Origin of the sequence: Angustibacter sp. McL0619 (genome assembly GCF_049994355.1) — a bacterium.
Classification (GTDB): domain Bacteria; phylum Actinomycetota; class Actinomycetes; order Actinomycetales; family Angustibacteraceae; genus Angustibacter.
On the sequence record NZ_CP188257.1, the window covers coordinates 2104674 to 2126499 of the forward strand.

The following is a 21826-nucleotide window of genomic DNA, read 5'->3' on the forward strand; positions in this document are numbered from 1 at the left end:
GACCGCACATCACCCTCATCGGGTGGTCCGGACGGCTCGCTAGCGCCGCTCGGACACCGCATCCCTGCGCCGGCGGGCGGCCAGGTCAGCCAGGACGGACCGGTTCAGCAGCGGCCGTGGGTCGACCAGGGTCAGCGCCTTGCGATGGGGCCGGCGTCCCTGCTGCAGGTCTGCCCTGAGCTGGCGTTCGATCTCCCAGGCCCGGTCCGCGGTTGCCTGCACCGGGGGCGTCGGCGCGAACAGCGCGACGTCGACCAGGGGCACGAGCTGCCTGATCGCGAGTGCGGGTGCCCCGAGCGCGGTCACGGCGCTGTCCGTCGTCTCTGCCGGGCTCCACGATCGGTGCGGGACGACGCCGCGCTCGACCAGGCGGTCCTTAGCCTCAGACCAGGCGCCCAGCACCTGGCGGGCCGGGGTGGGCGCGCGGATCCGGGCCATCCGACGCCGCCACTTCTCGATGACGACCCCGGCGGCGACCAGCAGCGTGAGAACGGCGATGGCGAGCAGTGACGTGATCCCACCGTGCAGCACGGTTGCGGCCAGCCCGTGCTGGCCCGCGGTGCCTGCAGCCGTTCCCTGGTCGGCACCTGGCCGGCTCTGCGCCGGGCCGGCGCTGGTGTCCGGGGCGGCGATGACGTCGTGGGACCGGATGCGAGGCGCAGCAGTACGTGCGAGGTCGACCGTCTCGAACGGCACCCACCCGTAGCCCTGGAAGGGAACCTCGCCCCAGGCGTGGGCGTCCGCCGTGGTCACCTGCACCTGCCGACCGGCGGCCAGCGCCTTGCTGTCCACTAGGTACCCCACGCCGACTCGTGCGGGGATGCCAAGCAACCGGGCGAGGATGACGAACGCCGAGGCGTGCTGCTCTGCGAAGCCGTTCTGGTCCTCGGGCTTCGCGTGGACGAGCATCCGCGTCACGGCACCGTAGGAGTGGCCTGGTGGCGCGTCAGGGTCGTAGGGCAGCGCCTTGAGCATGGTCGAGATCAGCAGCAGCTGGTCGTACGGTGAGGTGGCGCGCTGCGCGATCTGCGTCGCGATCTGCTGCAGCGCGCGAGGGGGCGTCGGGAGCGCGAGGTAGTCGTGGATCGGAGCGGGTGAGCCGATGGCAGCCGCCGCGCTCAGCGTGGTGTAGGGACGGAACCGACAGGTGAGCTGGTAGTGACCCGGGCTCGTCGTTCCCGCCTCGGCAAGGGTGCCCGAGCGCGCGCTGAAGCCCAGCCCGCTGGCGTCCAGGCGGAGCGGTCTTCCGCACTGTGGAAGGAACGCGTTCTCGGGGGCGACCACGTCGACGGTCAGATGCGTCTCGGCGGACCCCGAGACGAGCCCGTCGTCGGGCAGAACGCTTCCCGCGGGCCGGAACTCGTCATCGGCCGCGGACCAGGTCGACCCGTCGAAGGTGTCGAGGGCCGCGACGCGCACCCGGTCCAGTGTCGACCCGCGCGCCGAAAGCCGGAACAGGGTTCGCGGCGGCTTGTCGGCCAGCTGGCTCTGCACGGTGGCCAGTGGCGTGATCTCCGGGGCGACCCGGAACGGCGGGGTCACCAGGTCACGGACGTCGTAGCGCTGGCTGCCGTCCGCGATCGGCAGCGCAGCGGCAGCCGCGGCGCCGAGCGTGACGACGAGCAGCACGACGGGAACGCCATAGGCCATCCTGCCGAGCACGGCACGCCCCTGCTCCGCGACGAGGTGCGAACCGACCGCGTCGGCCGCCTGCGTCGAGACCTGCTCGTCCGGGTGGTTCGAGCGAACGAGGACGTAGCTGAGCGCCAGCAAGGCCCAGCCCAGAGCCAACCCGGGTGCAGGTCGCAGCAACGGAGCACCGAGACCGAGGGCCACCACGAGAGCAACAGTCGCCGGCAGCAGCGGCAGCATCGTCGAGCGCAGCCGCGTCGCCAGCCAAGGCCCGCCCCAGGCCGACCACCACGCCACCAGGGCCGGGCAGAGCAGCAGTGCCGGTGTGACGTCGGCGGGCGCGGGTGTCGTGAGCAGCCTCCGCCAGCCGCCGACCAGGCCGGTGTGCAGTGCCGTCCAGGTCTGCCCACGGGGAAGGCCCGCCACCAGCGTGGTGTGCAGCAGGCCGAAGGTGACGAAGGCCAGGAACCCGACCAGCGCGATGCTCATCGCCAGCCGGGTGCTCCAGCCCCGGTGGGCACCGAGCAGGGCCAGCGCGCCCCCAGCCGCGCTGGCCGCGAACAGCGGCCAGAGGTAACCGCGGCCGCTGAAGGCGCCGGAGTAGAACGCTGTCGGGAGGGCTGCCGCGGCCACCAGGAGGATCCGCTCGAGCCAGGCGAGCACGGTCCACACCGAGGGCTTCATGCGGCTACCAGCGCGTTCCACTGACGTGCGAAGTCGGCGCTGTCCATACACGACACGGACAGGACGCCCTGCAGCTGCGGCAGCTGGAACGAGCTGTGCCGCACCGCCCCGACCTGGATCAGGCTCGCCATCAGATAGCTGGGACGCACCTGCGACACCACGCTCAGCACGGCCGGGTCCGGGTAGCCGGTGACCACGCCCAGGCTGACGGTTGCCCGGCCGGGACTGATCGCTGCCAGGGATGACAGTCCCGGGTCGTCGGCCGACGTACGGACTCCCGCGAGCAGGTCCAGGACATCGGCCTCGCCCAGTCGGCCCTCGCACACCACGACGTCCCCTCCCGTCGTCCGAAGCTGCAGCGGGTAGCCGCCGGAGGTCCCAGCAACCGCCAGCGAGACCGCGACGCGCACGGCGTCCTCGAAGGCGTCGCCCTCGAACGACGCGGCGCAGGTGTCCAGGACCACCATCAGACTCGGCTCGTCCGGGACGACCTTGTGGCAGACCAGAAGCTGGCCGGTCTGAGCGCTCTTCTTCCAGTGCACGTCCCGCAGCGAGTCCCCTCTCTCGTACGGGCGGATGCTGTGGAAGGCGATGCCACCGCGTGGCGAACTGGCGGAGGTCGGTCCTTCCATGTCGCGGTTGGTGCCGGTCGGCAACGGTGCGACGGCGTGAACGTGCGGGTGCACCACGAGCTGCGTCCGCGAGGTGTACGAACGGCTCGCGGAGAGCAGTCGAAGCGGATCGGTGTGGCCGAAAGTGAAGGGACCGACGTCGTAGATCCCGCGGCGCTCGGTCGGCAGGGGGTAGGTGCTGTGGTGCGTCTCCCGCGCTGCCAGGCTCGGCACCGGGACGGACACGCTGCTCGTGCCCACCCGTTCGGTGGCGAGGATCGGAGGACTGCGCCGACGACCCTGGTTGCGCACGAGCAGCAAGGCGCGCGCGGGCTCAGCCTCCGGAACGCGCGGGGGCTCGATGTCGCGTACCGCGATCAGCTCGGGACGCAGCAGCATCCAGAGCAGGGCCTGGAGCAACGCCGCGACGCCGACCAGCCCGATGATCATCAGCTCCGGGCTGCCCGCCGCGGCACCGGCTGCCAGAGCGGTCGCCGAGGCTGCGCCGATCACCCAACCTGCGCTGGTGACCATGTCTCACACCCGCGCTGGCTCTCGTGGTACCGGGAGCTCGAGGAGGACGTCGTCCAGCAGCGACTGCGCGGTCTGGCCCTGGATCGCGGCCTCGGGTCGCAGCAGGAGCCGGTGGCAGAACGCCGCAGGCACCAGCACCTTCACGTCGTCCGCTGTCGCGAAGTGCCGGCCCTGACTGGCGGCGCGGGCCTGGACGAGCTGGGCGAGCTGCACCACAGCTCGGCTGCTCGAGCCCAGCCGGAGATCGGGAAGCTGGCGGGTGCGGGCGGCGATGTTCACCATGTACTCGACCAGGGTCGGCGCCACGAAGACACCGGCTATCGCGGAGTGGATCTCGTACAGCTCGGAGGCAGAGATCACGTGCTGCAGGTCCTCTGGTTCGCGCCGCGACATCCCGTCGTTCACGATCTGCATCTCGTGGGCGAAGCCGGGGTAGCCGATCGACGTGCGGATCGTGAAGCGATCCAGCTGGGCCTCCGCCAGCGGATAGGTGCCCTGCATCTCGACGGAGTTCTGGGTGGCTAGCACCAAGAACGGTTTCGGCATCGGGTACGTCGTCCCGTCGACCGTCGTCTGCCGTTCGGCCATTGCCTCCAGCAGAGCCGACTGGGTCTTAGGAGAGGCTCGGTTGATCTCGTCGGCCAGCACGATGTTCGCGAACACCGCACCGGGCCGGAACTCGAACTCGCGGCGCTCGGGGTGGAAGATCGGCACCCCGGTGACGTCCGAGGGCAGCAGGTCAGGCGTGAACTGGATCCGGCTGAAGGACCCGTCGATCGAGCGGGCGACCGCCTTGGCCAGCCGCGTCTTCGCCGTGCCGGGGTTGTCCTCGATCAGCACGTGCCCGCCGGCCAGCAGGCACTGCAGCACCAGCGCGACCGTGTCGTCCTTGCCGACGACCATCGAGCGAACGTTGTCGAACACCGCTTGGAAGCGGCTCTGGACCCACGCGGCCTGCTCCGGCCCGAACTCTTGCGACGGCGGGTGATCCGACATGTTTCCTCACTCTGTTGAGGACGGTTGGGTTCGAGACGGTCAAGACCAGTGATGACCCTCGGCTTATCCTTCAAACCTCGCGGTCACGTAGAACTGGATACCTGGCCCTCCCAGCCAGCACGGGGCACCGATGTGGACGGTGACATCGACCGCCGCGCCGTTGGGGTGCGCTGCATCGATGCGTCGAGTGATGGTGTCCAAGGGGCGATCAGTGATCACCGTGACCTCCGGTGTCTGCCCGTCCCAGTGGTACCCGGCGCGAGGCGGAACCACCTGGACGTCGTACTCCGCCCTCATGTCACCACAGACTCCCCACTTGTCCGCCGTGATCACGTCGGAGTTGTTGAGCCGCCCCACGGGTGCCAAGACATGCACGGTAAAACTCCCCGGCGTGGTGTTGCCGGCAGCATCGCTCGCTGTGCAGTTCACCCTCTTGTCGCCTTGCGTGAAGAAGGTCCCTGAGGCTGGCGAACAGCTCACCGTCGGCCGCGGGTCACGGTCGTCCGTCACTCCTGGCGTCGCGTAGCTCACGGTCATTCCATTCGTGCCGGCCGGTCGTATCTGCCGGATGTCGGGGAGGGGGTCCTTCGTGAAGCGCGGAGCGACCGTGTCCGGGGCAAGGTCAATGCGGGCATCCACGTCGTGTGCCGTGTCCATGGTCAGCGGACAGGAACCGCTACCGGCGCATGTGGTCCATTGCGTCAACACCGAGTCGGCGTCGGGGGAGGCGGTTAGCGTGACGACAGCTCCCTCCGGGAAGTCGGCGTCACAGGTTCCGGGGCAGGTGATCCCGGCTGGATCACTCGTGACGCTCCCGGTGCCGTCACCGCTGATGCTCACGTGCAGCCGATGGGTCACGGCGGTGAAGGTGGCGGCCACCGTGGTGTCCGAGCTGACGGTCGGCGTACAGGGCGTGATGGATGCCGGGCAGTCACCGCCGGACCAGGACGCGAAGGACTGGCCCGGTCCGGGCTGCGCGATGAGGGTGACGAGGCTCCCGGCTAGCACCGACATCGTGCACTGCCCGGGGCAGTCGATCCCCGCTGGAGCGCTGGTCACCCTGCCGTTGCCCACCGTGCTGACGGTGAGCATGGCCTTGGTCTGGGGCCCGACGAAGGTCGCGGTCACCTGGCCGCCGCCGGGCGGCACGACGCAGTTCGCCGACGTGCCGGAGCACCCGCCGGACCAGGTCACGGAGGACCCTGCGACCGTCGGGACAGCCGTCAGCGTGATCGACGTTCCACCGGGAAAGACTGCTCCGCAGGCGCTGGGACAGTTGATCCCGGCCGGCGTGCTGAACACCCGCCCTCCGCCAACGGCCGTCACCCGCACCGTCTGCTTGCCGGACGGGGCCGTGCCCGGGCCGTTGCCAACCGTGCTGTCTTGACCAGGATTGCTTGCGTCGAGACCCTCGCGGTTCGGCTGCGAGAGATCCGTCGGCTGCTCCTGGTTCAGCGGGTGCTGGGCCGGGGCTGTGTCTGGCTTGGTGCCCGGCAGGTTGCGCGGTGCCTCGGCCTTCGTTGCCGGGCCGTCCAGGCCCGCCCGAGGATTGCCGGCGTCGTACTTGGTGACGGCGGTGAACGTCCCGTCCCAGTGCAGCACCCCGGCTCGCTGCGAGCTGACGTCGTTGTAGAACAGCTGCTTGTCCTGCGTGCGCAGGGTGAAGCGGGCGGCCGGCTTCAGGATCCTGACCTCGCTGAGCTCCTGGCTGCGCGCGGGGGCGATCAGGTGCACGCTGCCACGGCTGAGGTCCGGGACGAAGTAGCGTCCCGACAGCTCGATGGCAGGCCCGAAGCTGCCACCCGCCCCGCCGAACGTGTGGGCCTCCGCGTCGCATCCGTCCTCGCGACAGACCTTGAGGACGCCGCGAGAGGGGACGACGACGAGCAGACGCCCGTCCGCCGTCCCGGAGACGACGGCCTGCTCCTGCGCCGGGAGGTGCAGGTCGACCTCGGCGGCCGCGGAGCCGTCGTCATCGAGCCACTGCGCGCGTCCGTCGCCGACCAGCACTGTCCTCGAGCCGGCGTCCACCAAGGTGCCGCCGGCGGACACCGCGTGGGCACGCCGTCCCGACCCGTGGCCCAACCACTCGAGGTCACCGGTGCGGTCCTCGATCGCCCACAGGCGGCCTTTCGAGTCCACGATCGCCGCCCCTGGTCGGACCGACGCCTCCAGCGAATGTGCGGGTCCGCGCTCGGCCAACGTGCGGGCATCCACCTCGTGCACGATGCCGCGGGCTCCGTCCAGGACGAAGACCGCCCCCGCGCCGGTCAGCAGCTGCAGCTGGTCACCGTCGGCGGTTGCGAACTGGACTCGCGGCGTCACCTCGAAGGTCGCGCCGTCCACCCGACGCACCGTTCCGTCGCCGTGGTTGACCACGTAGGCGTTCGTCCCAGCGTTGACCACCTCGAGGTCCGAGGGATTCGGCCCGACCGCGATCGCCGCCACGCGCCGTCCGGACGCGCCGGAGATCAGGGCCGCCTGGCCCACCGAGGATGGCAGCCACGTCGAGCCGGCGAGAAGGTCGAAGCGAGACCCCTTGACGCTGCCGCCGAGCATGCTGGCCAGAAGCAGCAGCGGCAGCCCTACGGCTGCCAGCCCCATCGATCGGGTGCCGCGCCACCGCGGTCGGCGAATAGTGCTGAGCGCTCGCCGAACGGGGCCGTTCATGGCCCCACCGGGCTGGGAAATCTGCTCGCGCGACGTCCTCGAGTACAGCCAAACATGATGCCCTCCCCATTGCGGCAACAATCGTAGCGACGTTGGAGGCACGAAGCGCCTGGTTTATCGACATTCGCGCGGGTACTCGGCGATGTCGCTCGTGATCGGGTTCGGTCGGAATCGAACGTTGGCGGCAGACTGAGCGCGTGAGCTTCGGCCTGGGGATCGACGTCGGCACCACCTTCACCGCTGCCGCGACCTGGCAGGACGGCCGTGCCAGCGTCCTGCCGTTGGCGCAGCGCTCGGACGCCGTCCCCACCGTCGTCTACGTCCCGGCGCAGGGAACGTGGGTGGTGGGGGACGCTGCGGAGCGGCACGCACACGACGATCCGACCCGGCTGGCCCGCGCCTTCAAGCGCCGGATGGGCGATCCCGTTCCCCTGCACCTCGGTGACCGTCAGGTCATGCCGGTCGAGCTGACCGCCCACATGCTGCGCTGGGTCGTCGCCCAGGCGACCGAGCGCGAGGCCCTCGCGCCGAGCCAGGTGGTGCTCACGGCGCCCGCCGAGTGGGGCGACTACCGGCTGGACGTGCTTCGCGAGGCGGCGGACACAGCCGGGATCGGCGCGGTCGAGCTGGTGCCTGAGCCGGTGGCAGCGGCCGTCTACTACGGGTCGCAGCATCGCATCGCGACCGGAGACACCCTTGGGGTCTTCGACCTCGGAGGCGGCACGTTCGACGCGGCGTTGGTGCGTCGCGCCGCCGTCGGGTACGAGGTTCGGGGCAAGCCGATCGGTGACCCCTCCCTGGGTGGGCTCGATCTCGACGACGAGATCCTCGCCCACGTGCGCGAGAACGTGAACTGGCATCAGGTGGACGAGCAGGCGCCGCAGACGCTGGCCGCCCTCGCGGCGCTGCGGGCGCAGGCGGTCCTGGCCAAGGAGGCGCTGTCGGTCGACGTCGACACCTCGATCCCGGTCCTGCTGCCGGGGGCCGCCGGGACGATCCGGCTCACCCGGCGCGAGTTCGAGCTCCGGTCCGAGCCCTACGTGGATCGCGCGGTGGCGACCTTCTCCGAGATGCTGCGACGCGCCGACCTGAGGCCCACCGATCTCGCTGCGGTTCTGCTGGTCGGGGGCGGCAGCCGGATGCCGCTGGTCGCCGAACGACTGACGTCCAGCCTGGGGCTGGCCGTCGTGGTGGACACCCACCCGAAGTATGCGATCTGCCTGGGCGCGGCGGTGCTGGCCGGTTCGCGACTGTCCGGTTCGGCCTCGCCGACCCTCTCGCCGACCCTCTCGCCTGCGCTCTCGCCTGCCGAGCAGCGGCCCAAGGCTGAGGCGGGAACTGCTGTCCCAGCGGCACCCGAGGCCGAGTCGCCCGCCAGGATCAACACCACAGTCGGTGAACCGCACCGTCGCGGGAGTCGGGTGAGCATCGCTGCTGACCTCGCGGAGGCAGGACTGGTGCCGAGCGGCAGTTCGCTGCCGGGCTCCCGCAGGGACGACCCGCTTGTCGTGCAGACCGGGGGGCAGGGCTCGTGGCTGTCGCCAAAGCTCTTGGTCGTCCTGCTCGCCGTCGTGGCGCTCGCGGCGGTCGGACTGGCCCTGGCCCGGTAGCGCCGTGCCCGCGTTGTCGGTGCACCCGACGACGATGAACCGATGGTGAGTGTTGACGACGTCCGGGCTGTGCTGGCCGACCTGCCGCGCAGCTATGAGGTGATCGTGTACGACCGGGTGAAGTTCCGGGTGGGCCAGATCGTGTTCGTGGCGTTCTCGCGGGACGAGACCGAGATCGGCTTCGGCTTCCCGAAGGAGGAACGGGCGGCTCTCGTGGCCTCTCGGCCGGACACGTTCTTTCTGCCACGCCCCAGTGACCTTCGGTTCAACTGGGTCGAGGCGTGGCTCGAAGCGCTCGACCCGGACGAGATGCGTGAGCTCGTTCTGGACGCCTGGCGGATGGTCGTGCCCAAGCGCGTCGCTGCCGAGTACCTCGGTAAATGACAACCCAGCCCCTTGACCTGGCCGGTCCTGGCGCGATACCACCTGGTTCAGCCCGAGTACGAGGTCCAGGCAAGGGAGTCTGCATGCGACAGCGACCGCTTCGACGACACGTGCTGGCCGCTCTTGCAGCGGCCGGTCTGCTGCTCGGGATCGTCCCGACCGCCGCGGCCGACGCCCCGTCGGGCAGGTCGGGTGCAGCAGCACCGGCACGGGTCTCCGTGCCGCCGGGCTCTGTGGTCGTCGGCCGCGGCAGAGTCGCATCCGCATCCGCATCCGCAGCCGCGGCCGCCGACGGCACGGTCTGCAACTTCGGCGCCTGCTACGACTACGTCGCCGGGCGGCAGTACGCGGACGCGTCCGGCGCTGCCGTGAAGCTGAAGATCGTCCGCCCCGAGCTCGACCCGGCCGACCTGTCGTCCCACTCGCTGCACGAGCTCGCCGTCGAGTCCGCCGACGGCAGCCAGATCGTCGAGGTCGGCTGGACGGCCGATCGCGGGCTCAACGGGGACGCCACCCCGCACCTGTTCGTGTACCACTGGGTCGACGGGCAGCCCACCTGTTACAACGGCTGCGGCTTCGTCTCGACGTCCAGCACGGTCCGCCCGGCGATGACGCTCCCGGTCGGCACCCAGCGCACGTTCCAGATCAACCACGTCGGCACCCAGTGGCGGCTGGCGCTGAACGGCAAGGTCTTCGGCTACTTCCCCGACTCGCTGTGGGGCGGCCGGTTCAGCAGGCTGGGCCTGGTCCAGGCGTTCGGCGAGGTCGCGTCGACTACAGCTCCTACCTGCTCGGACATGGGCAACGGGCAGTTCGGCAAGTCGGCCAGCGCCTCGTTGATCAGCGGCTTCAAGCTGCTGAACTCCACGACCCCGGTCGCGTTTTCGATGCTGGCGACAACGCCGCGGCTGTACTCCGCGGCGAACATCACCTCGACCTCGTTCCGCCTCGGTGGGCCGGGCTCCGGTCGGTGCGCTGCGGCCTGAACGCGGTGCACGAAGACCTGGGTACGCTCGCGCCCATGACTGACGACCTGCAGCTGCTGGACCTCGTCGGCGACGACCTCGCCGGCTACCTCGTCCACCTCGAGAAGTCCTACGCCGAGGACATGAGCCGGCTGGGCGGCGCGCCCCTCGAGGAGGCCCGGGAGCGGGCCAAGCGCAGCATGCTCGAGCTCTTCCCGGACGGCCAGCCCGCGGAGGGCAACCAGCTGTGGCGGGCGCAGGACGGCGACGGTCGGGCGGTCGGCATCCTCTGGTTGGCGCGTCGCGACGACGGGGCCGGCGAGCCCTACGCCTGGATCTACGACATCGAGGTCGAGCCGGACCGGCGCGGTCAGGGCTGGGGGCGCAAGCTGATGGTCGAGGCCGAGCGGATCAGCCGCGAGTGGGGACTGACCAGGTTGCGGCTCAACGTGTTCGGCGACAACGAGGTAGCCCGCAGCCTGTACCGCAGCCAGGGCTTCCGGGAGCAGGCGGTAGTCATGGGCAAGGACCTCTGAGCGGTTCGGTGTCGATCGCCTGGTTCGGCGGACGGCTGGCCACGGACGTCGTCGACGTCGTCCGCGCCGAGACCGCCGACGATGCCGCCGTCGTCCTGGAGCGGGTCGAGCGGGCGGGTGGTTGGTGGGCTCTGGTCGCCGACTACGAGGGTGGGCTGGTCGCGGCCCGGTTCGCCGACGTGCGGACCGCGCCGCTACCGGCTGCGCCGCAATGGCCGGGGCTCGCCACCGCCGGCTGGCGCTCGTCGATGACCAGGGACGAGTACGTGGCAGCGGTGCGCGAGGTCCGCGCGCGTATCGAGGTGGGCGAGGTCTACCAGGTGAACATCTGCCGGGTGCTGGAGCAGCCGCTGCCCGAGACAGCGGACGTGCTGTCCCTCGCCAGGCTGCTGCAGGACGGCAACCCGGCGCCCTACGCCGGGGTGGTTCGACTGCCCGACGTCGAGGTGGTCTGCGCGTCGCCCGAGCTCTTCCTGCGTCGCGAGGGCCGGCTGGTCACCACCGGACCGATCAAGGGCACCGCTCCGACCGCAGATCTGTTGCTGCCCAAGGACGTCGACGAGAACGTGATGATCGTCGACCTTGCCCGCAACGACCTGTCGATCGTCTGCGCACCCGGCACCGTCGAGGTCATCGACCTGCTCGCCGTCGAGGCCCACCCTGGCCTGGTGCACCTGGTGTCCCGGGTCCGCGGACGCTTGGCCACCGGCAGCACCTGGGCCAAGCTCTGGTCCGCGACCACCCCGCCGGCGTCCGTGACCGGCGCGCCCAAGTCCAGTGCACTCCGGGCGATCGCCGACCTCGAGGCGGGCGCCCGTGGTCCGTACTGCGGTGCGGTGGGCTGGATCGACGTCGACGCCGAGCGGGCCGAGCTCGCGGTCGGCATCCGGACGTTCTGGACGGCCCGGGACGACGCCGGACGTCGGGTGCTGCGGTTCGGGGCCGGAGCCGGCATCACCTGGGGCTCGGACCCGCAGGCCGAGTGGGACGAGACGGAGCTGAAGGGGTCCCGGTTGCTCGCCGTCGCGGCCGGCTGAGCAGGCTCTGCGAGGATGGAGCCATGACGGACGACGGTCTGCGGGCCTGGGTCAACGGGTCGCTGGTCGACCCGGGCGCCCCCTCGCTCGCTGCGCTGGACCACGGCCTGACCGTGGGCGACGGAGTCTTCGAGACGCTGAGGGTCGTCGACGGCGTCCCGTTCGCGCTCACCCGGCACCTGCGGCGGCTGGCGTCGTCCGCCGGTGGCCTGGGACTGGTCCCACCGGACGCCGACCGGCTCCGGGAGGGCATCGACCAGGTGCTGGCTGCGGCCGAGCCACTGGCTCGCGGTCGGCTCAGGCTGACGATGACCGGGGGAGTCGGGCCGTTGGGCTCGGGTCGAGCCGATGTCCCGCCCTCCTACGTCGTGGTGGCGGGTCCGGTCGGGCCGCACGAGGAGGCCACGACGGTCGCTGTCGTGCCCTGGACCCGCAACGAGCGCAGCGCGGTCGCTGGCCTGAAGACGACGTCCTATGCAGAGAACGTGGTCGCCCTGGCCTACGCGAGCGCCCGCGGTGGCACCGAGGCGTTGTTCGCGAACACCCGCGGACAGCTGTGCGAGGGCACCGGGTCCAACGTCTTCCTGGCGGTCGGCGCGCGGCTGCTCACCCCGCCGCTGTCGTCAGGCTGCCTGGCCGGGATCACCCGCGAGCTGCTGATCGAGTGGGCGATCGCCGACGGGGTCGACGTGGCCGAGGCCGAGCTGGGGCTTGACGACCTGCGGGCCGCCGACGAGGTCATGCTGACCTCGTCGACGCGAGACGTGCAAGCCGTAGCCGGCGTGGACGACCGTCGGCTGGACGCTCCGGGCCCACTGACCCGCCGGATGGCCGAGCTGTTCGCTCGCCGGGCGGCGGATGACCTCGATCCGTGAGGGCGGCTCCGGCCAGCAGGGCTCAGGCCAGCAGCTGGACGATCGCGCTGTCGACGTCCAGGTGGTCGCCCTCGTAGCCGAGCGGCACCGCGTCGTAGGTGCGGGCCAGGAAGCCCTCAAGCCCGTCGGCGTCCGCCGCGAGCAGGGCTGAGCCGTCCGGCGAGCTCAGCTGGAGCATCACGACCGTGTGGCCGTCCTCCACGGTCGGCCACACGTGCACGTCGCCCTCGCCGCACTCGCTCTGCAGGCCGTCGCTGAGCAGGTCCCTGCCCAACACCCAGGAGATCGCCTCCTCGCCGGCGCGGAAGGTCGCTTCCACGGCGTACGGGTCGGACGCCTCGTACCGCAGGGTCGCGGTGAGGAGCAGTCCCTCGTCACCGGGGACGACCAGCCGCAGGTCGACATCGTCCACGACAGACACGGGGGGCTGGAGCATGGTGATCCTCCTGGGTGGGGGCGGGGTCGGCCCTTGTCGTGGCTAATGTGCCCCACCTCCAGGCGCCTCAAACCTCGGTGTCCGATATCCGACGAAAGTCGTCCGCTTTGTCCGATCCTCTTGTCTCGCAAGGTAAAACGTTGGTCAAGCCGCGTCCAACGACCGCAAAAGACGCGCGGGTGGAGGCGCGCCGCGGACACGCCAGAGGTGGTTCGCGGTGCAACCAGGCGTGTCGAGTTCGTGGCCTGGTGCGGCCGTGGACGGACCCCTGGGGCTAACGCGTGCGCCCGACGACAGACGCCGAACCCTGTTGCGGTCGGGTCTGCGCCTGGACCCACGTACGCTGTGCGGGTGAGTTCGACGGAGTCGCCGGCAGGGGCGCAGCAGCAGGCGCCGGGGGCCGACGAGGGCGGGAGCGACGACTGGGCGTGGCGAGCCCGGATCAGGGCACACCCGACCGGCTACCGGGTCTACCGGACCGTCGTCGGCGTGGTCGGCCTGGCCATCGTCGGGCTCGGCATCATCGCCATCCCCGCGCCCGGCCCGGGCTGGGCGATCGTCTTCGTCGGCCTGGCCATCCTGGCCAGCGAGTTCGAGAAGGCCGACCGGCTGCTGCAGTTCGCCCGCCGGCACGTGCACCGCTGGACGGTCTGGGTGTCCGAGCGGGCCTGGTGGATCCGGGTGCTGCTCGCGCTGGCGACGCTGCTCCTGGTCCTGGCGATCTTCTGGACCTACTTCGACCTGATCGGGGTGCCGACCTGGTTCCCGGACGTCGTCGAGGACCCCCTGCACGACGTCCCCGGCCTGTGATCGGTCGATTTCGGGACCGCGTCACCGATCGGGTAATGTTGTGCCCCGCGCCGCCGGTGGTGGCGCGGCCGTACGAGTACGGGCGATTGGCTCAGTGGTAGAGCGCCTCGTTCACACCGAGGAGGTCACTGGTTCGAACCCAGTATCGCCCACCGACACCACCGCAGACCGAGCCCTTCCCGTTCGATCGGGAAGGGCTTCGTCGTAGGCTCGGGCCGTGAGCGAGACGACAGCGGTGGGACGGGTCTCGGGGCTGCGTTCCTACCCGGTCAAGTCCCTGGACGCACCGAACCTCGACCAGGTGCAGGTGCTGGCCGGCGGTCTCGAGCACGACCGGGGCTGGGCGGTGGTCGGTGCCGACGGCGACGTCGTCACCGGGCGTCAGGTCCCGAGCCTGAGCGAGGTGCGCGCGATGGCGCCGTCCGGTCCGAGTCCGGCACCCACCCTGCTGCTGCCCGGCGCCGATCGGCACCTGGCCGACGAGGAGGCGGTGCTCGCGCTGTCCGAGGTGGTCGGCCGGAGCGTCACGTTGCAGCCGGCGTCCGGTGCTGGACCGGGTTTCAACGAGGTCGCTGCGGTGCACCTGGTCAGCCGACAGGCGGTTGAACGTGCAGCCGCGGACGAGGGAACCATCCTCGGCGACCCGGCGTGCAGCGTCGAGCAGCCACGCGCGAACGTCGTCGTCGAGCTGGACGGCGAGGAGCTGGAGACCTCCTGGGTCGGGCGCGAGGTCAGCCTGGGCGAGGTGGTGCTGCGGATCAGCAAGCAGCCCAAGCACTGCCTCGGCGTGTACGCGGACGTCGTGCGTCCTGGCCTGCTGCGAGTCGGGGACGGCGTCCGGCTCGGCTGACCCGCCGGCCGCGAAACCCGCTCGGCCGCCCGGACCCGACGTCGATACGATCAGGCGGACCGGCACCTGTCCGGCGCACCACCCACCGAGCAAGCCCAGGAGGCCTCCGTGTCCGCCCAGATCACCGTGTCCGTCGCCGGGAGCGAGCGATCGGTCGCGGCGGGGACGACGGCTGGCGAGCTGCTCGACGGGGCGACCAGCGGGCCGCAGGCCGTGGTGGTCGCCCGGGTCGGCGACGAGCTGCGCGACCTCGCGCACGTGCTCGCGGACGGTGACGTCGTCGAGCCGGTCACCATCGACAGCGAGGACGGGCTGGCCGTGCTGAGGCACTCGGCTGCGCATGTGCTGGCGCAGGCGGTGCAGCAGATCAACCCCAAGGCGCGGCTCGGCATCGGGCCGCCGGTGCGGGACGGCTTCTACTACGACTTCGACGTCGAGGTCCCGTTCCACCCCGACGACGTGAAGGCCCTCGAGAAGGCGATGCAGCGCATCATCAACGAGGGGCAGACCTTCAACCGCCGCGTGGTCACCGACGACGAGGCACGCGCCGAGCTGGCCGACGAGCCGTACAAGCTCGAGCTGATCGGGCTCAAGGGTGGTGCGGCGGAGGCGGCCGAGGGGGCCGGCTCGGAGGTCGGCGGCGGTGAGCTGACCATCTACGACAACCTGCGCAAAGACGGCTCGCTGGCCTGGAAGGACCTGTGCCGGGGACCGCACCTGCCCAGCACCAAGCTGATCGGCAACTCCTACAAGCTGATGCGCACCGCGGCCGCCTACTGGCGCGGCAGCGAGAAGAACCCGCAGCTGCAGCGTGTCTACGGCACCGCATGGCCGTCCAAGGACGACCTCAAGGCGTACCTCGACCGCCTCGCCGAGGCGGAGCGGCGCGACCACCGCAAGCTCGGCGCCGAGCTCGACCTCTTCTCGTTCCCCGACGAGCTGGGCTCGGGCCTGGCGGTGTTCCACCCCAAGGGTGGCGTCATCAAGAAGGTGATGGAGGACTACGTCCGGCAGCGCCACCTTGAGGAGGGGTTCGACTTCGTCGGCACCCCGCACATCACCAAGCAGGGGCTGTTCGAGACCTCGGGACACCTGCCCTACTACGCCGACACGATGTTCCCGCCCATGGAGATGGAGGGTGCGAACTACTACCTCAAGGCCATGAACTGCCCGATGCACAACCTGATCTTCAAGTCTCGCGGACGCTCCTACCGTGAGCTGCCGTTGCGGCTGTTCGAGCTCGGTTCGGTGTACCGGTTCGAGAAGTCCGGCGTCGTGCACGGCCTGACCCGGGTGCGCGGGCTGACCATGGACGACTCGCACTCCTACGTCATGCCGGAGCAGGCGTCCGCCGAGGTCAAGCACCTGCTGGCGTTCCTTCTCGGCTTGCTCAAGGATTTCGGGCTGGACGACTTCTACCTCGAGCTGTCGACTCGAGACCCCCTGTCGGACAAGTTCATCGGCTCCGACGAGGAGTGGGAGGTCGCGACGAACCTGCTCGAGAGTGCGGCCACCGAGACCGGCCTCGAGCTCGTGCCCGACCCGGGTGGAGCCGCGTACTACGGGCCGAAGATCTCGGTGCAGGCCAAGGACGCGATCGGCCGCACCTGGCAGATGTCGACGGTGCAGTACGACTTCAACCAACCGGCCCGGTTCGGGTTGGAGTACCAGGCTGCGGACGGCACACGGCAGCAGCCGGTGATGATCCACTCCGCGAAGTTCGGCTCCATCGAACGCTTCCTCGGCGTGCTCGTCGAGCACTACGCCGGGGCGTTCCCAGCGTGGCTGGCGCCGGTGCAGGTCATCGGGATCCCGGTTGCCGACGCGCACGTAGAGTACCTGCAGGACGTCGCGGCGAGACTGCGCGCCGAGGGCATCCGGGTCGAGGTCGACGTCGCGGACGACCGGTTCCCCAAGAAGATCCGCAACGCGCAGAAGGCCAAGGTGCCGTTCATGCTGATCGCCGGGGACGAGGACGTCAGCAACGGCGCGGTGTCCTTCCGGTACCGCGACGGTTCGCAGAACAACGGGGTGCCGATCGCGGACGCCGTCGCCGAGATCGTCGACGCCGTCCGGACCCGAGCCCTCACGCCGTGAGCGAAGCGGCCGGGGACGAGGTGGTAGGAGAGCGGCCCGCCGACTTCGCTGGTGAGCCGGACGGGTTCGAACGACTCTGGACGCCGCACCGGATGGTCTACCTCGACGGTGAGAACAAGCCGGTCGACGACAGCGTGGCACAGTGCCCGTTCTGCCGTGCCCCGAGCCTGGACGACGAGACGTCGCTCGTCGTTCGCCGCGGCGAGACGGCGTACGCCGTGCTGAACCTTTACCCGTACAGCCCCGGCCACCTCATGGTCTGCCCGTATCGTCACGTGTCCGACTACGTCGACCTCACGGGCGACGAGACCCATGAGGTGGCCGAGCTCACCAAGCAGGCGATCCGCACTCTCGCAAAGGTTTCCGGACCGCACGGCTTCAACCTGGGGATGAACCAGGGGACGGTTGCCGGGGCGGGAATCTCTGCGCACCTGCACCAGCACGTGGTGCCCCGCTGGGGCGGCGACTCGAACTTCCTGCCGATCATCGCGCGCACCAAGGCGCTTCCAGTGCTCTTGGGCGACACCAGGGCCCGCCTCGCGCAGGCCTGGGTCGATGCGCCATAACTAGCGTGTATGGCTCGTTGTCCACAGATCTGTTGCGGGACAGTCGTTCTGTCGGTGGGCTCGATTAGGTTCGAGACATGTCAACCACTCCGGCCAGCCCGACCAGCGAGGCGTCTGCCGCGCTGACGCAGGTGCTGTCCGGGCTGGCTCGGTTGACCGCGGTGGCGTCGTGGCAGGTCTCGGACGACGACCTGGCCGACTCGGTGGCGGTGCTCGACCAGGTGTCCCGGCTGGCGCTGGCACAGTCCTCGCGGCTGCTCGCCGAGGCCGGTTCGCGTGGCCTGCCTGGCCAGGGTGGCCACGGTCGGTTGGAGCACTGGCTGCGCGCGAAGGTCCCCACCAGCAGCCCGCGGACGGCGGCGGCTCTGGCCCGTCGATCCGAACGCCTGTTCACCAGCGCGCTCGCTGCCGAGCTCCAGCCGACCCGTGAGGCGCTGCTCTCAGGTGCAGTCAGTGCCGAGCAGGCGGACGTGGTGGCCGGGGCGGTCGAGGCGCTGCTGCCGCCGACCGTGCCAGCAGGCGTGGTGCCCGACGACGCGGTCGTTCAGGGCCAGACGTTCCTGCTGGAGCAGGCCGCTCACTTCGATCCCGTCCAGCTGCGTCGCCTGGCCACCCACCTGCAGCACCGCCTCGACCCAGAGGCGGACGCGCGGCTGGCCCGAGACGAGGACGCGCAGACCCGTGCCCGGGCGTTGACGCTGGCCACCACGGGCGGCATGGTGCACGTCGACGGGCTGCTGACCCAGCAATGCGGTGCCGCCCTTCGTACGGCCCTCGATGCCTTGACGGCACCTCAGCCCGCCACGGACGGCACACCCGACCCGCGCTCAGCGGCGCAGCGACGGCACGACGGCTTGCAGAAACTCGCCGAGCAGGCCGTCACCAGTCCGGACCTGCTTCCGACTACGCATGGCAGCCCGTATCGGATCGTGGTCACCGTGCCGCACGAGACCCTCGCGGCGACGCTCGACGGTTCCGCAGTCGCCGGTCTGCCGCCGGCGATCCTGCCGGACGGGACGCCGGTCAGCTCCACGACGCTTGCGACCGTCGGCTGCACCGCTGACCTGCTGCCCGTCGTGCTCGACGGTGCCGGCAACCCGCTGGACGTCGGTCGCACCCAGCGCTCCTTCACCGCCAAACAGCGCCATGCCCTCGCGGTCCGCGACCGTGGCTGCACCTGGCCGGGCTGCGGCGCGCCACCCGAGTGGACCGATGCCCACCACCTGGTGCCGTGGTCCGAGGGCGGGCCTACTGACCTTCAGAACGCCGCCTTGCTCTGCGGCCGCCACCACCGCTACGTACACGGCACGAGCCAGACCGGCCGCCTCGTCGACGGCGAGGTCACCTGGGACACCGGCCCACCCGACACGCCGCCCGGCGGGCCACCTCGACCCACCGTCACCCGCGCCACCCGACTCCTCGACGCCCTCACCCGCCGCTGGCGCCTGTCATGACCCAGCACATTGCCGTTGCGCGGACGGGTGTCCTGGCCGGTCCGACCCGTGCCGAGTGTCGACGTGGCTCGGACTGCCTCCAATCAGGCGGACCAGTTGCGAAGGCGGACCAGTTGCGAAGGCGGACCAGTTGCGAAGGCGGTCTAGGTGCGAGGCGGTCTAGGCTCGCGGCCCGGCCCCGCGCTGGAAGTCAACCTTTCGAAGTTCATCGTCAGCGCGCGGACCGACGTCCTCCCGCGCAGCGTCCACGAATCGATCGACGCCTTGCCAGATCGCCGATGACGCAGCCGTGGCGGCCGCGCTGTCCTCGGCTCGATTCAGCATGGCGAAGCCTCGCTGGATGTCGTCCGTCGCGGCGATCGTCGCGTCGCTCCCGTAGAGCCGGATACGGATCGCGGCCAGGTTGAATGGCTTGCTGAACCTCTCGACGACGTCGTAGTCCGAAGCGGCCGTGGTCGAGTCCCAGGCCCAGTTGCTCACCGCGTCGAGTACCGCCTCATAGGTCGCCTGGCGCTCACGCCGCCGCAGGACGGCCCGGTCGATCTCGGCGCGACGGTTCTCAGCACGAAGGGACCGGCGGCTCGTGATGGCTTCGAGGGCAGCCCCGCTGAGGCCCACTATGCCGGTGATCGCCGCCGCCCAAATGACTGTCGCATCGACCATGGCGACTCCTTCCTCACCCCAAGCCCAGCACGTCTGGGGCGATCGCACCACAGTTGTCTGCCGACGACAGCCCACCGCAATCACCAGACTGCGTCGAGATCCTCCCAGTCAGACGAGCTTGCGAGTGCCGCCCCAAGGAGTCCGCTGGCCACGCGCCGCCCGCGTGGACGCAGACGCCGGCACCAGGCGCTCGAGCGGCAGGAACGCCAGCAGGCAGATCACCAACGGCAGGAAGTGAATCTTCAGCAGCAGGTACGTGCTCAGGTGGAAGAGACCGAACACCGCGATCGCCAGGTACAGCACCTTGCCGCGCAGGAACAGCAGCACGGGTGACAGCGTCTCCAGGATGATCAGTGCCCACTGGGAGGCGACCACCAGGAACGGGTAGTCCAGCATCCGTTGCGCCAGAGGGGTTCCGCGGCGCACGAACGCCCAGGTGAAGATCGCGCTGCTCGGCCAGCCCCAGCCGCCGAAGCGGATCTTGGCCGCGGCCGACAGGAAGTACGTCGCGACGACGCCGATCTGGATGCACCGCAGGGCCCAACCGGCCGACTCACTGAGCTCGGTGTCCCGGTACCGCGCTCTCCCGACGGTCGGCAGCACCAGCAGCGCGATCATCAACGCAGTGTGGTCGTGGTCGATCTTGCCGTACGAGAAGTTGTTCGACACCCAGTCGAGCATCCCGGCAGCGCACACCCATCCGGCCAGCCGCGGCAACTTTCCGGTGGCTGCCACCAGCGCGCTGACCACGATGACCACGGCGAGCACCCGCACGTAGTCGTGGCTGGGCACCGGCAGGTGGAACAGCTTGCGGATCCCCAGCGGCTGGTACAGCTGCACCGGGGTGTCGCCGTGGCTGAACGCACCGTTGGAGATCTTGGCGATGTCGAACAGCACGAACAGGTAGATCGCGGTGCGCAGCACAGCCACTCGGGCCAGCGGTACGGCGGGCGCGGCCCACTGCCGCACCGCACTCATCACCCTGTCCGCTCTCACGCCGACCTCGTTCACGCCGACCGCGTTCATGGCGTCCCCACCGGTTGCGGGTGCTCGGGGTCGACCACGTCCCAGGTCGCGAGCACGTCGTGCGAGGTACCGGCCACCCTTCCTTCGCGCAGGTGGGTGACGTCGTCCACCACGCGCAGCGTGCGGTAGCGCGGCCAGTTCGGGTGCCGGGCGGCGGCGGCCACCGCGATCGCCTGCAGCCGTGACGGATCGCCCTGGATCAGGTGCTGCTGAGCCTCGACCTCAGCCCGGCGCACGCCCACCCCGCTCGGCGTCAGCGGCACCTGCACGGTCTGCCCGTCGACCGTGTCGGCCTCGACCCCGGGGGAGTGCACGTCACCGTCGTCCGGCACGGAGAACGCGTACTGACCCATCGAGCCGAACGGCCACTCCAGGTCGCTGCCGACGGTGGTGCCCAGCACCAGCGCCACGCTGCCCACCGCCATCAGCGTCAGCCGCCAGGCCAGCGACCGCCCGCCGAGCCTGCGCGTCGTCGCCCAGTTCACTGGCTCACTGCGCCGCGACGTCATCGCCGACCGGCACCTGCCCGCGCGAGCGCCACCAGCCGACCAGCCGGTCGCGGTACCCCTCCAGCGGCAAGAAGGCCAGCATCATCACCAGATGCGGCCAGAACGCGATGGTGATCGTCGCGTAGACGGTGGCGTGGAACAGGTACCAGCCCAGCACCATCAGCCGCCGCCACCGCTCGGGCAGGATGAAGATCGTCCAGGACAGCAGCTCGGCCGTCATGATGAACCACTGCCCGGCGTGCAGCACCCAGGGCGTGTGCAGGAACATGTCACCGATCGGCGTCCCGCGGCGCACAACGGCCCGAACCAGGGTGGCCGAGTTGACCCACTCCGGTCCCCCGAAGCGCAGCTTGGCCACGCCGGACAGGAAGTACGTGGCGATCGCCCCGAGCTGCACGGCGCGGATCGCGAAGCCCGCGGCCTCGCTCAGCCGCTTGTCGTTCAGGTGCGCCGTGCCGACTGTCGGCAGCAGCAGCAGAGCCAGAACGAAGTCACCGCGGTCGTGGTCGACCTTGCCGTACGCGAACGCGACGTACTGGTACCAAGCCCAGGTCAGGGCGACGAACCAGCCGGCGGCCCGTGGGTAGCGTCCGGTCATGGCGACTACCGCCCCCGCCACCGACCCCCATTTCAGCAGCTCGACCAGCAGGACCGTCGCCGCCGGCAGGTGGAAGATCGTGCCTGCGTGCAGCGGCTGGTACCAGACCGGGTCCGCCCACCCGTGGTAGAAGCCCGAGGTGTGCAGGAACAGCACGTCGATGATGACGAACGCATAGACCGCGAGCCGCAGCAGCGCCACCCGCTCCATCGGCACTGGTGCGAACAGCCAACGGCGCACCGGACTCATCACGGGCTCGGGACTCATCACGGGCTCGGGACTC

At 70.4% G+C, this 21826-nt stretch carries 20 protein-coding genes and 1 tRNA gene; 12 read left to right on the forward strand and 9 right to left on the reverse strand.

Annotated features, from left to right (window positions below; all coding sequences use genetic code 11):
* Positions 1 to 39: 39 nt before the first annotated feature.
* The 4 genes from ACPPVT_RS09740 to ACPPVT_RS09755 form a co-directional block, all read right to left on the reverse strand.
* Entirely contained in the window at positions 40 to 2316 is a 2277-nt protein-coding gene (locus ACPPVT_RS09740; RefSeq protein WP_426566787.1) for a transglutaminase-like domain-containing protein, read from the reverse strand.
* On the reverse strand, positions 2313 to 3461 hold the full coding sequence (locus tag ACPPVT_RS09745; RefSeq protein WP_426566788.1) for a DUF58 domain-containing protein: 1149 nt from the start codon (positions 3459 to 3461) through the stop codon (positions 2313 to 2315). The genes ACPPVT_RS09740 and ACPPVT_RS09745 overlap by 4 nt, the downstream gene beginning before the upstream one ends.
* 3 nt (positions 3462 to 3464) lie before the next feature.
* Positions 3465 to 4457 carry an AAA family ATPase gene (locus ACPPVT_RS09750; protein WP_426566789.1) on the reverse strand — a complete coding sequence of 331 codons (993 nt, stop codon included), beginning with the start codon at positions 4455 to 4457 and terminating at the stop codon, positions 3465 to 3467.
* A 63-nt stretch (positions 4458 to 4520) separates the two neighbouring features.
* Positions 4521 to 7127 (reverse strand): InlB B-repeat-containing protein, encoded by a 2607-nt coding sequence (locus tag ACPPVT_RS09755; RefSeq protein ID WP_426566790.1) that lies wholly within the window; start codon positions 7125 to 7127, stop codon positions 4521 to 4523.
* A 197-nt stretch (positions 7128 to 7324) separates the two neighbouring features.
* Between ACPPVT_RS09755 and ACPPVT_RS09760 the strand changes: the two genes are divergently transcribed.
* The 6 genes from ACPPVT_RS09760 to ACPPVT_RS09785 all read left to right on the forward strand — a co-directional run bounded on the left by ACPPVT_RS09760 (position 7325) and on the right by ACPPVT_RS09785 (position 12534).
* On the forward strand, positions 7325 to 8737 hold the full coding sequence (locus tag ACPPVT_RS09760) for an Hsp70 family protein (RefSeq protein WP_426566791.1): 1413 nt from the start codon (positions 7325 to 7327) through the stop codon (positions 8735 to 8737).
* Between the two features lie 42 nt (positions 8738 to 8779).
* Positions 8780 to 9121 (forward strand): MmcQ/YjbR family DNA-binding protein, encoded by a 342-nt coding sequence (locus tag ACPPVT_RS09765; protein WP_426566792.1) that lies wholly within the window; start codon positions 8780 to 8782, stop codon positions 9119 to 9121.
* A gap of 83 nt (positions 9122 to 9204) precedes the next feature.
* Positions 9205 to 10107, forward strand: a complete 903-nt coding sequence (locus tag ACPPVT_RS09770; RefSeq protein ID WP_426566793.1) for a neprosin family prolyl endopeptidase — start codon at positions 9205 to 9207, stop codon at positions 10105 to 10107.
* A 35-nt stretch (positions 10108 to 10142) separates the two neighbouring features.
* Positions 10143 to 10622 (forward strand): GNAT family N-acetyltransferase, encoded by a 480-nt coding sequence (locus tag ACPPVT_RS09775; RefSeq protein ID WP_426566794.1) that lies wholly within the window; start codon positions 10143 to 10145, stop codon positions 10620 to 10622.
* Positions 10623 to 10636: 14 nt separating this feature from the next.
* Positions 10637 to 11659, forward strand: coding sequence for a chorismate-binding protein (locus ACPPVT_RS09780; RefSeq protein WP_426567113.1), 1023 nt, complete (start codon positions 10637 to 10639; stop codon positions 11657 to 11659).
* 23 nt (positions 11660 to 11682) lie between these two features.
* The gene (locus ACPPVT_RS09785) at positions 11683 to 12534 is read left to right on the forward strand and encodes an aminotransferase class IV (protein WP_426566795.1); all 852 of its coding nucleotides are present in this window, start codon (positions 11683 to 11685) and stop codon (positions 12532 to 12534) included.
* Between the two features lie 22 nt (positions 12535 to 12556).
* Here the strand turns inward: ACPPVT_RS09785 and ACPPVT_RS09790 are convergent, their stop codons facing one another.
* The gene (locus tag ACPPVT_RS09790) at positions 12557 to 12970 is read right to left on the reverse strand and encodes an SsgA family sporulation/cell division regulator (protein WP_426566796.1); all 414 of its coding nucleotides are present in this window, start codon (positions 12968 to 12970) and stop codon (positions 12557 to 12559) included.
* Between the two features lie 351 nt (positions 12971 to 13321).
* Here ACPPVT_RS09790 and ACPPVT_RS09795 point away from each other — a divergent pair, with 351 nt between their 5' ends.
* The 6 genes from ACPPVT_RS09795 to ACPPVT_RS09820 all read left to right on the forward strand — a co-directional run bounded on the left by ACPPVT_RS09795 (position 13322) and on the right by ACPPVT_RS09820 (position 18747).
* A complete protein-coding gene (locus ACPPVT_RS09795) occupies positions 13322 to 13780 on the forward strand; it encodes a TIGR02611 family protein (RefSeq protein WP_426566797.1) in 459 nt (152 codons plus the stop codon).
* A gap of 80 nt (positions 13781 to 13860) precedes the next feature.
* A tRNA-Val gene (locus tag ACPPVT_RS09800) sits at positions 13861 to 13932 on the forward strand.
* Between the two features lie 65 nt (positions 13933 to 13997).
* Positions 13998 to 14630 carry an MOSC N-terminal beta barrel domain-containing protein gene (locus ACPPVT_RS09805; protein WP_426566798.1) on the forward strand — a complete coding sequence of 211 codons (633 nt, stop codon included), beginning with the start codon at positions 13998 to 14000 and terminating at the stop codon, positions 14628 to 14630.
* Positions 14631 to 14738: 108 nt separating this feature from the next.
* The gene (thrS, locus tag ACPPVT_RS09810; RefSeq protein WP_426566799.1) at positions 14739 to 16727 is read left to right on the forward strand and encodes a threonine--tRNA ligase; all 1989 of its coding nucleotides are present in this window, start codon (positions 14739 to 14741) and stop codon (positions 16725 to 16727) included.
* A complete protein-coding gene (locus tag ACPPVT_RS09815) occupies positions 16724 to 17293 on the forward strand; it encodes an HIT family protein (RefSeq protein WP_426566800.1) in 570 nt (189 codons plus the stop codon). The genes thrS and ACPPVT_RS09815 overlap by 4 nt, the downstream gene beginning before the upstream one ends.
* Positions 17294 to 17370: 77 nt before the next feature.
* Positions 17371 to 18747, forward strand: a complete 1377-nt coding sequence (locus ACPPVT_RS09820; RefSeq protein ID WP_426566801.1) for a DUF222 domain-containing protein — start codon at positions 17371 to 17373, stop codon at positions 18745 to 18747.
* A 159-nt stretch (positions 18748 to 18906) separates the two neighbouring features.
* Here the strand turns inward: ACPPVT_RS09820 and ACPPVT_RS09825 are convergent, their stop codons facing one another.
* The 4 genes from ACPPVT_RS09825 to ACPPVT_RS09840 all read right to left on the reverse strand — a co-directional run bounded on the left by ACPPVT_RS09825 (position 18907) and on the right by ACPPVT_RS09840 (position 21810).
* Positions 18907 to 19410 (reverse strand): hypothetical protein, encoded by a 504-nt coding sequence (locus ACPPVT_RS09825; RefSeq protein ID WP_426566802.1) that lies wholly within the window; start codon positions 19408 to 19410, stop codon positions 18907 to 18909.
* A 108-nt stretch (positions 19411 to 19518) separates the two neighbouring features.
* Positions 19519 to 20406 carry a hypothetical protein gene (locus tag ACPPVT_RS09830; protein WP_426566803.1) on the reverse strand — a complete coding sequence of 296 codons (888 nt, stop codon included), beginning with the start codon at positions 20404 to 20406 and terminating at the stop codon, positions 19519 to 19521.
* 26 nt (positions 20407 to 20432) lie between these two features.
* A complete protein-coding gene (locus ACPPVT_RS09835) occupies positions 20433 to 20945 on the reverse strand; it encodes a hypothetical protein (RefSeq protein WP_426566804.1) in 513 nt (170 codons plus the stop codon).
* Positions 20926 to 21810, reverse strand: a complete 885-nt coding sequence (locus ACPPVT_RS09840; protein WP_426566805.1) for an MFS transporter permease — start codon at positions 21808 to 21810, stop codon at positions 20926 to 20928. Before ACPPVT_RS09840 ends, ACPPVT_RS09835 begins: the two co-directional genes overlap by 20 nt.
* Between the last annotated feature and the right edge of the window lie 16 nt (positions 21811 to 21826).

What these genes read in the sequence shown, in the direction of transcription:
- ACPPVT_RS09825 (WP_426566802.1), bottom strand. Translation starts at nt 19,410, where the DNA reads ATGGTCGATGCGACAGTCATTTGGGCGGCGGCGATCACCGGCATAGTG.
- ACPPVT_RS09750 (WP_426566789.1), bottom strand. Translation starts at nt 4,457, where the DNA reads ATGTCGGATCACCCGCCGTCGCAAGAGTTCGGGCCGGAGCAGGCCGCG.
- ACPPVT_RS09755 (WP_426566790.1), bottom strand. Translation starts at nt 7,127, where the DNA reads ATGAACGGCCCCGTTCGGCGAGCGCTCAGCACTATTCGCCGACCGCGG.
- ACPPVT_RS09740 (WP_426566787.1), bottom strand. Translation starts at nt 2,316, where the DNA reads ATGAAGCCCTCGGTGTGGACCGTGCTCGCCTGGCTCGAGCGGATCCTC.
- ACPPVT_RS09765 (WP_426566792.1), top strand. Translation starts at nt 8,780, where the DNA reads ATGGTGAGTGTTGACGACGTCCGGGCTGTGCTGGCCGACCTGCCGCGC.
- ACPPVT_RS09785 (WP_426566795.1), top strand. Translation starts at nt 11,683, where the DNA reads ATGACGGACGACGGTCTGCGGGCCTGGGTCAACGGGTCGCTGGTCGAC.
- ACPPVT_RS09775 (WP_426566794.1), top strand. Translation starts at nt 10,143, where the DNA reads ATGACTGACGACCTGCAGCTGCTGGACCTCGTCGGCGACGACCTCGCC.
- ACPPVT_RS09820 (WP_426566801.1), top strand. Translation starts at nt 17,371, where the DNA reads ATGTCAACCACTCCGGCCAGCCCGACCAGCGAGGCGTCTGCCGCGCTG.
- ACPPVT_RS09770 (WP_426566793.1), top strand. Translation starts at nt 9,205, where the DNA reads ATGCGACAGCGACCGCTTCGACGACACGTGCTGGCCGCTCTTGCAGCG.
- ACPPVT_RS09790 (WP_426566796.1), bottom strand. Translation starts at nt 12,970, where the DNA reads ATGCTCCAGCCCCCCGTGTCTGTCGTGGACGATGTCGACCTGCGGCTG.
- ACPPVT_RS09745 (WP_426566788.1), bottom strand. Translation starts at nt 3,461, where the DNA reads ATGGTCACCAGCGCAGGTTGGGTGATCGGCGCAGCCTCGGCGACCGCT.
- ACPPVT_RS09840 (WP_426566805.1), bottom strand. Translation starts at nt 21,810, where the DNA reads ATGAGTCCCGAGCCCGTGATGAGTCCGGTGCGCCGTTGGCTGTTCGCA.
- ACPPVT_RS09835 (WP_426566804.1), bottom strand. Translation starts at nt 20,945, where the DNA reads ATGACGTCGCGGCGCAGTGAGCCAGTGAACTGGGCGACGACGCGCAGG.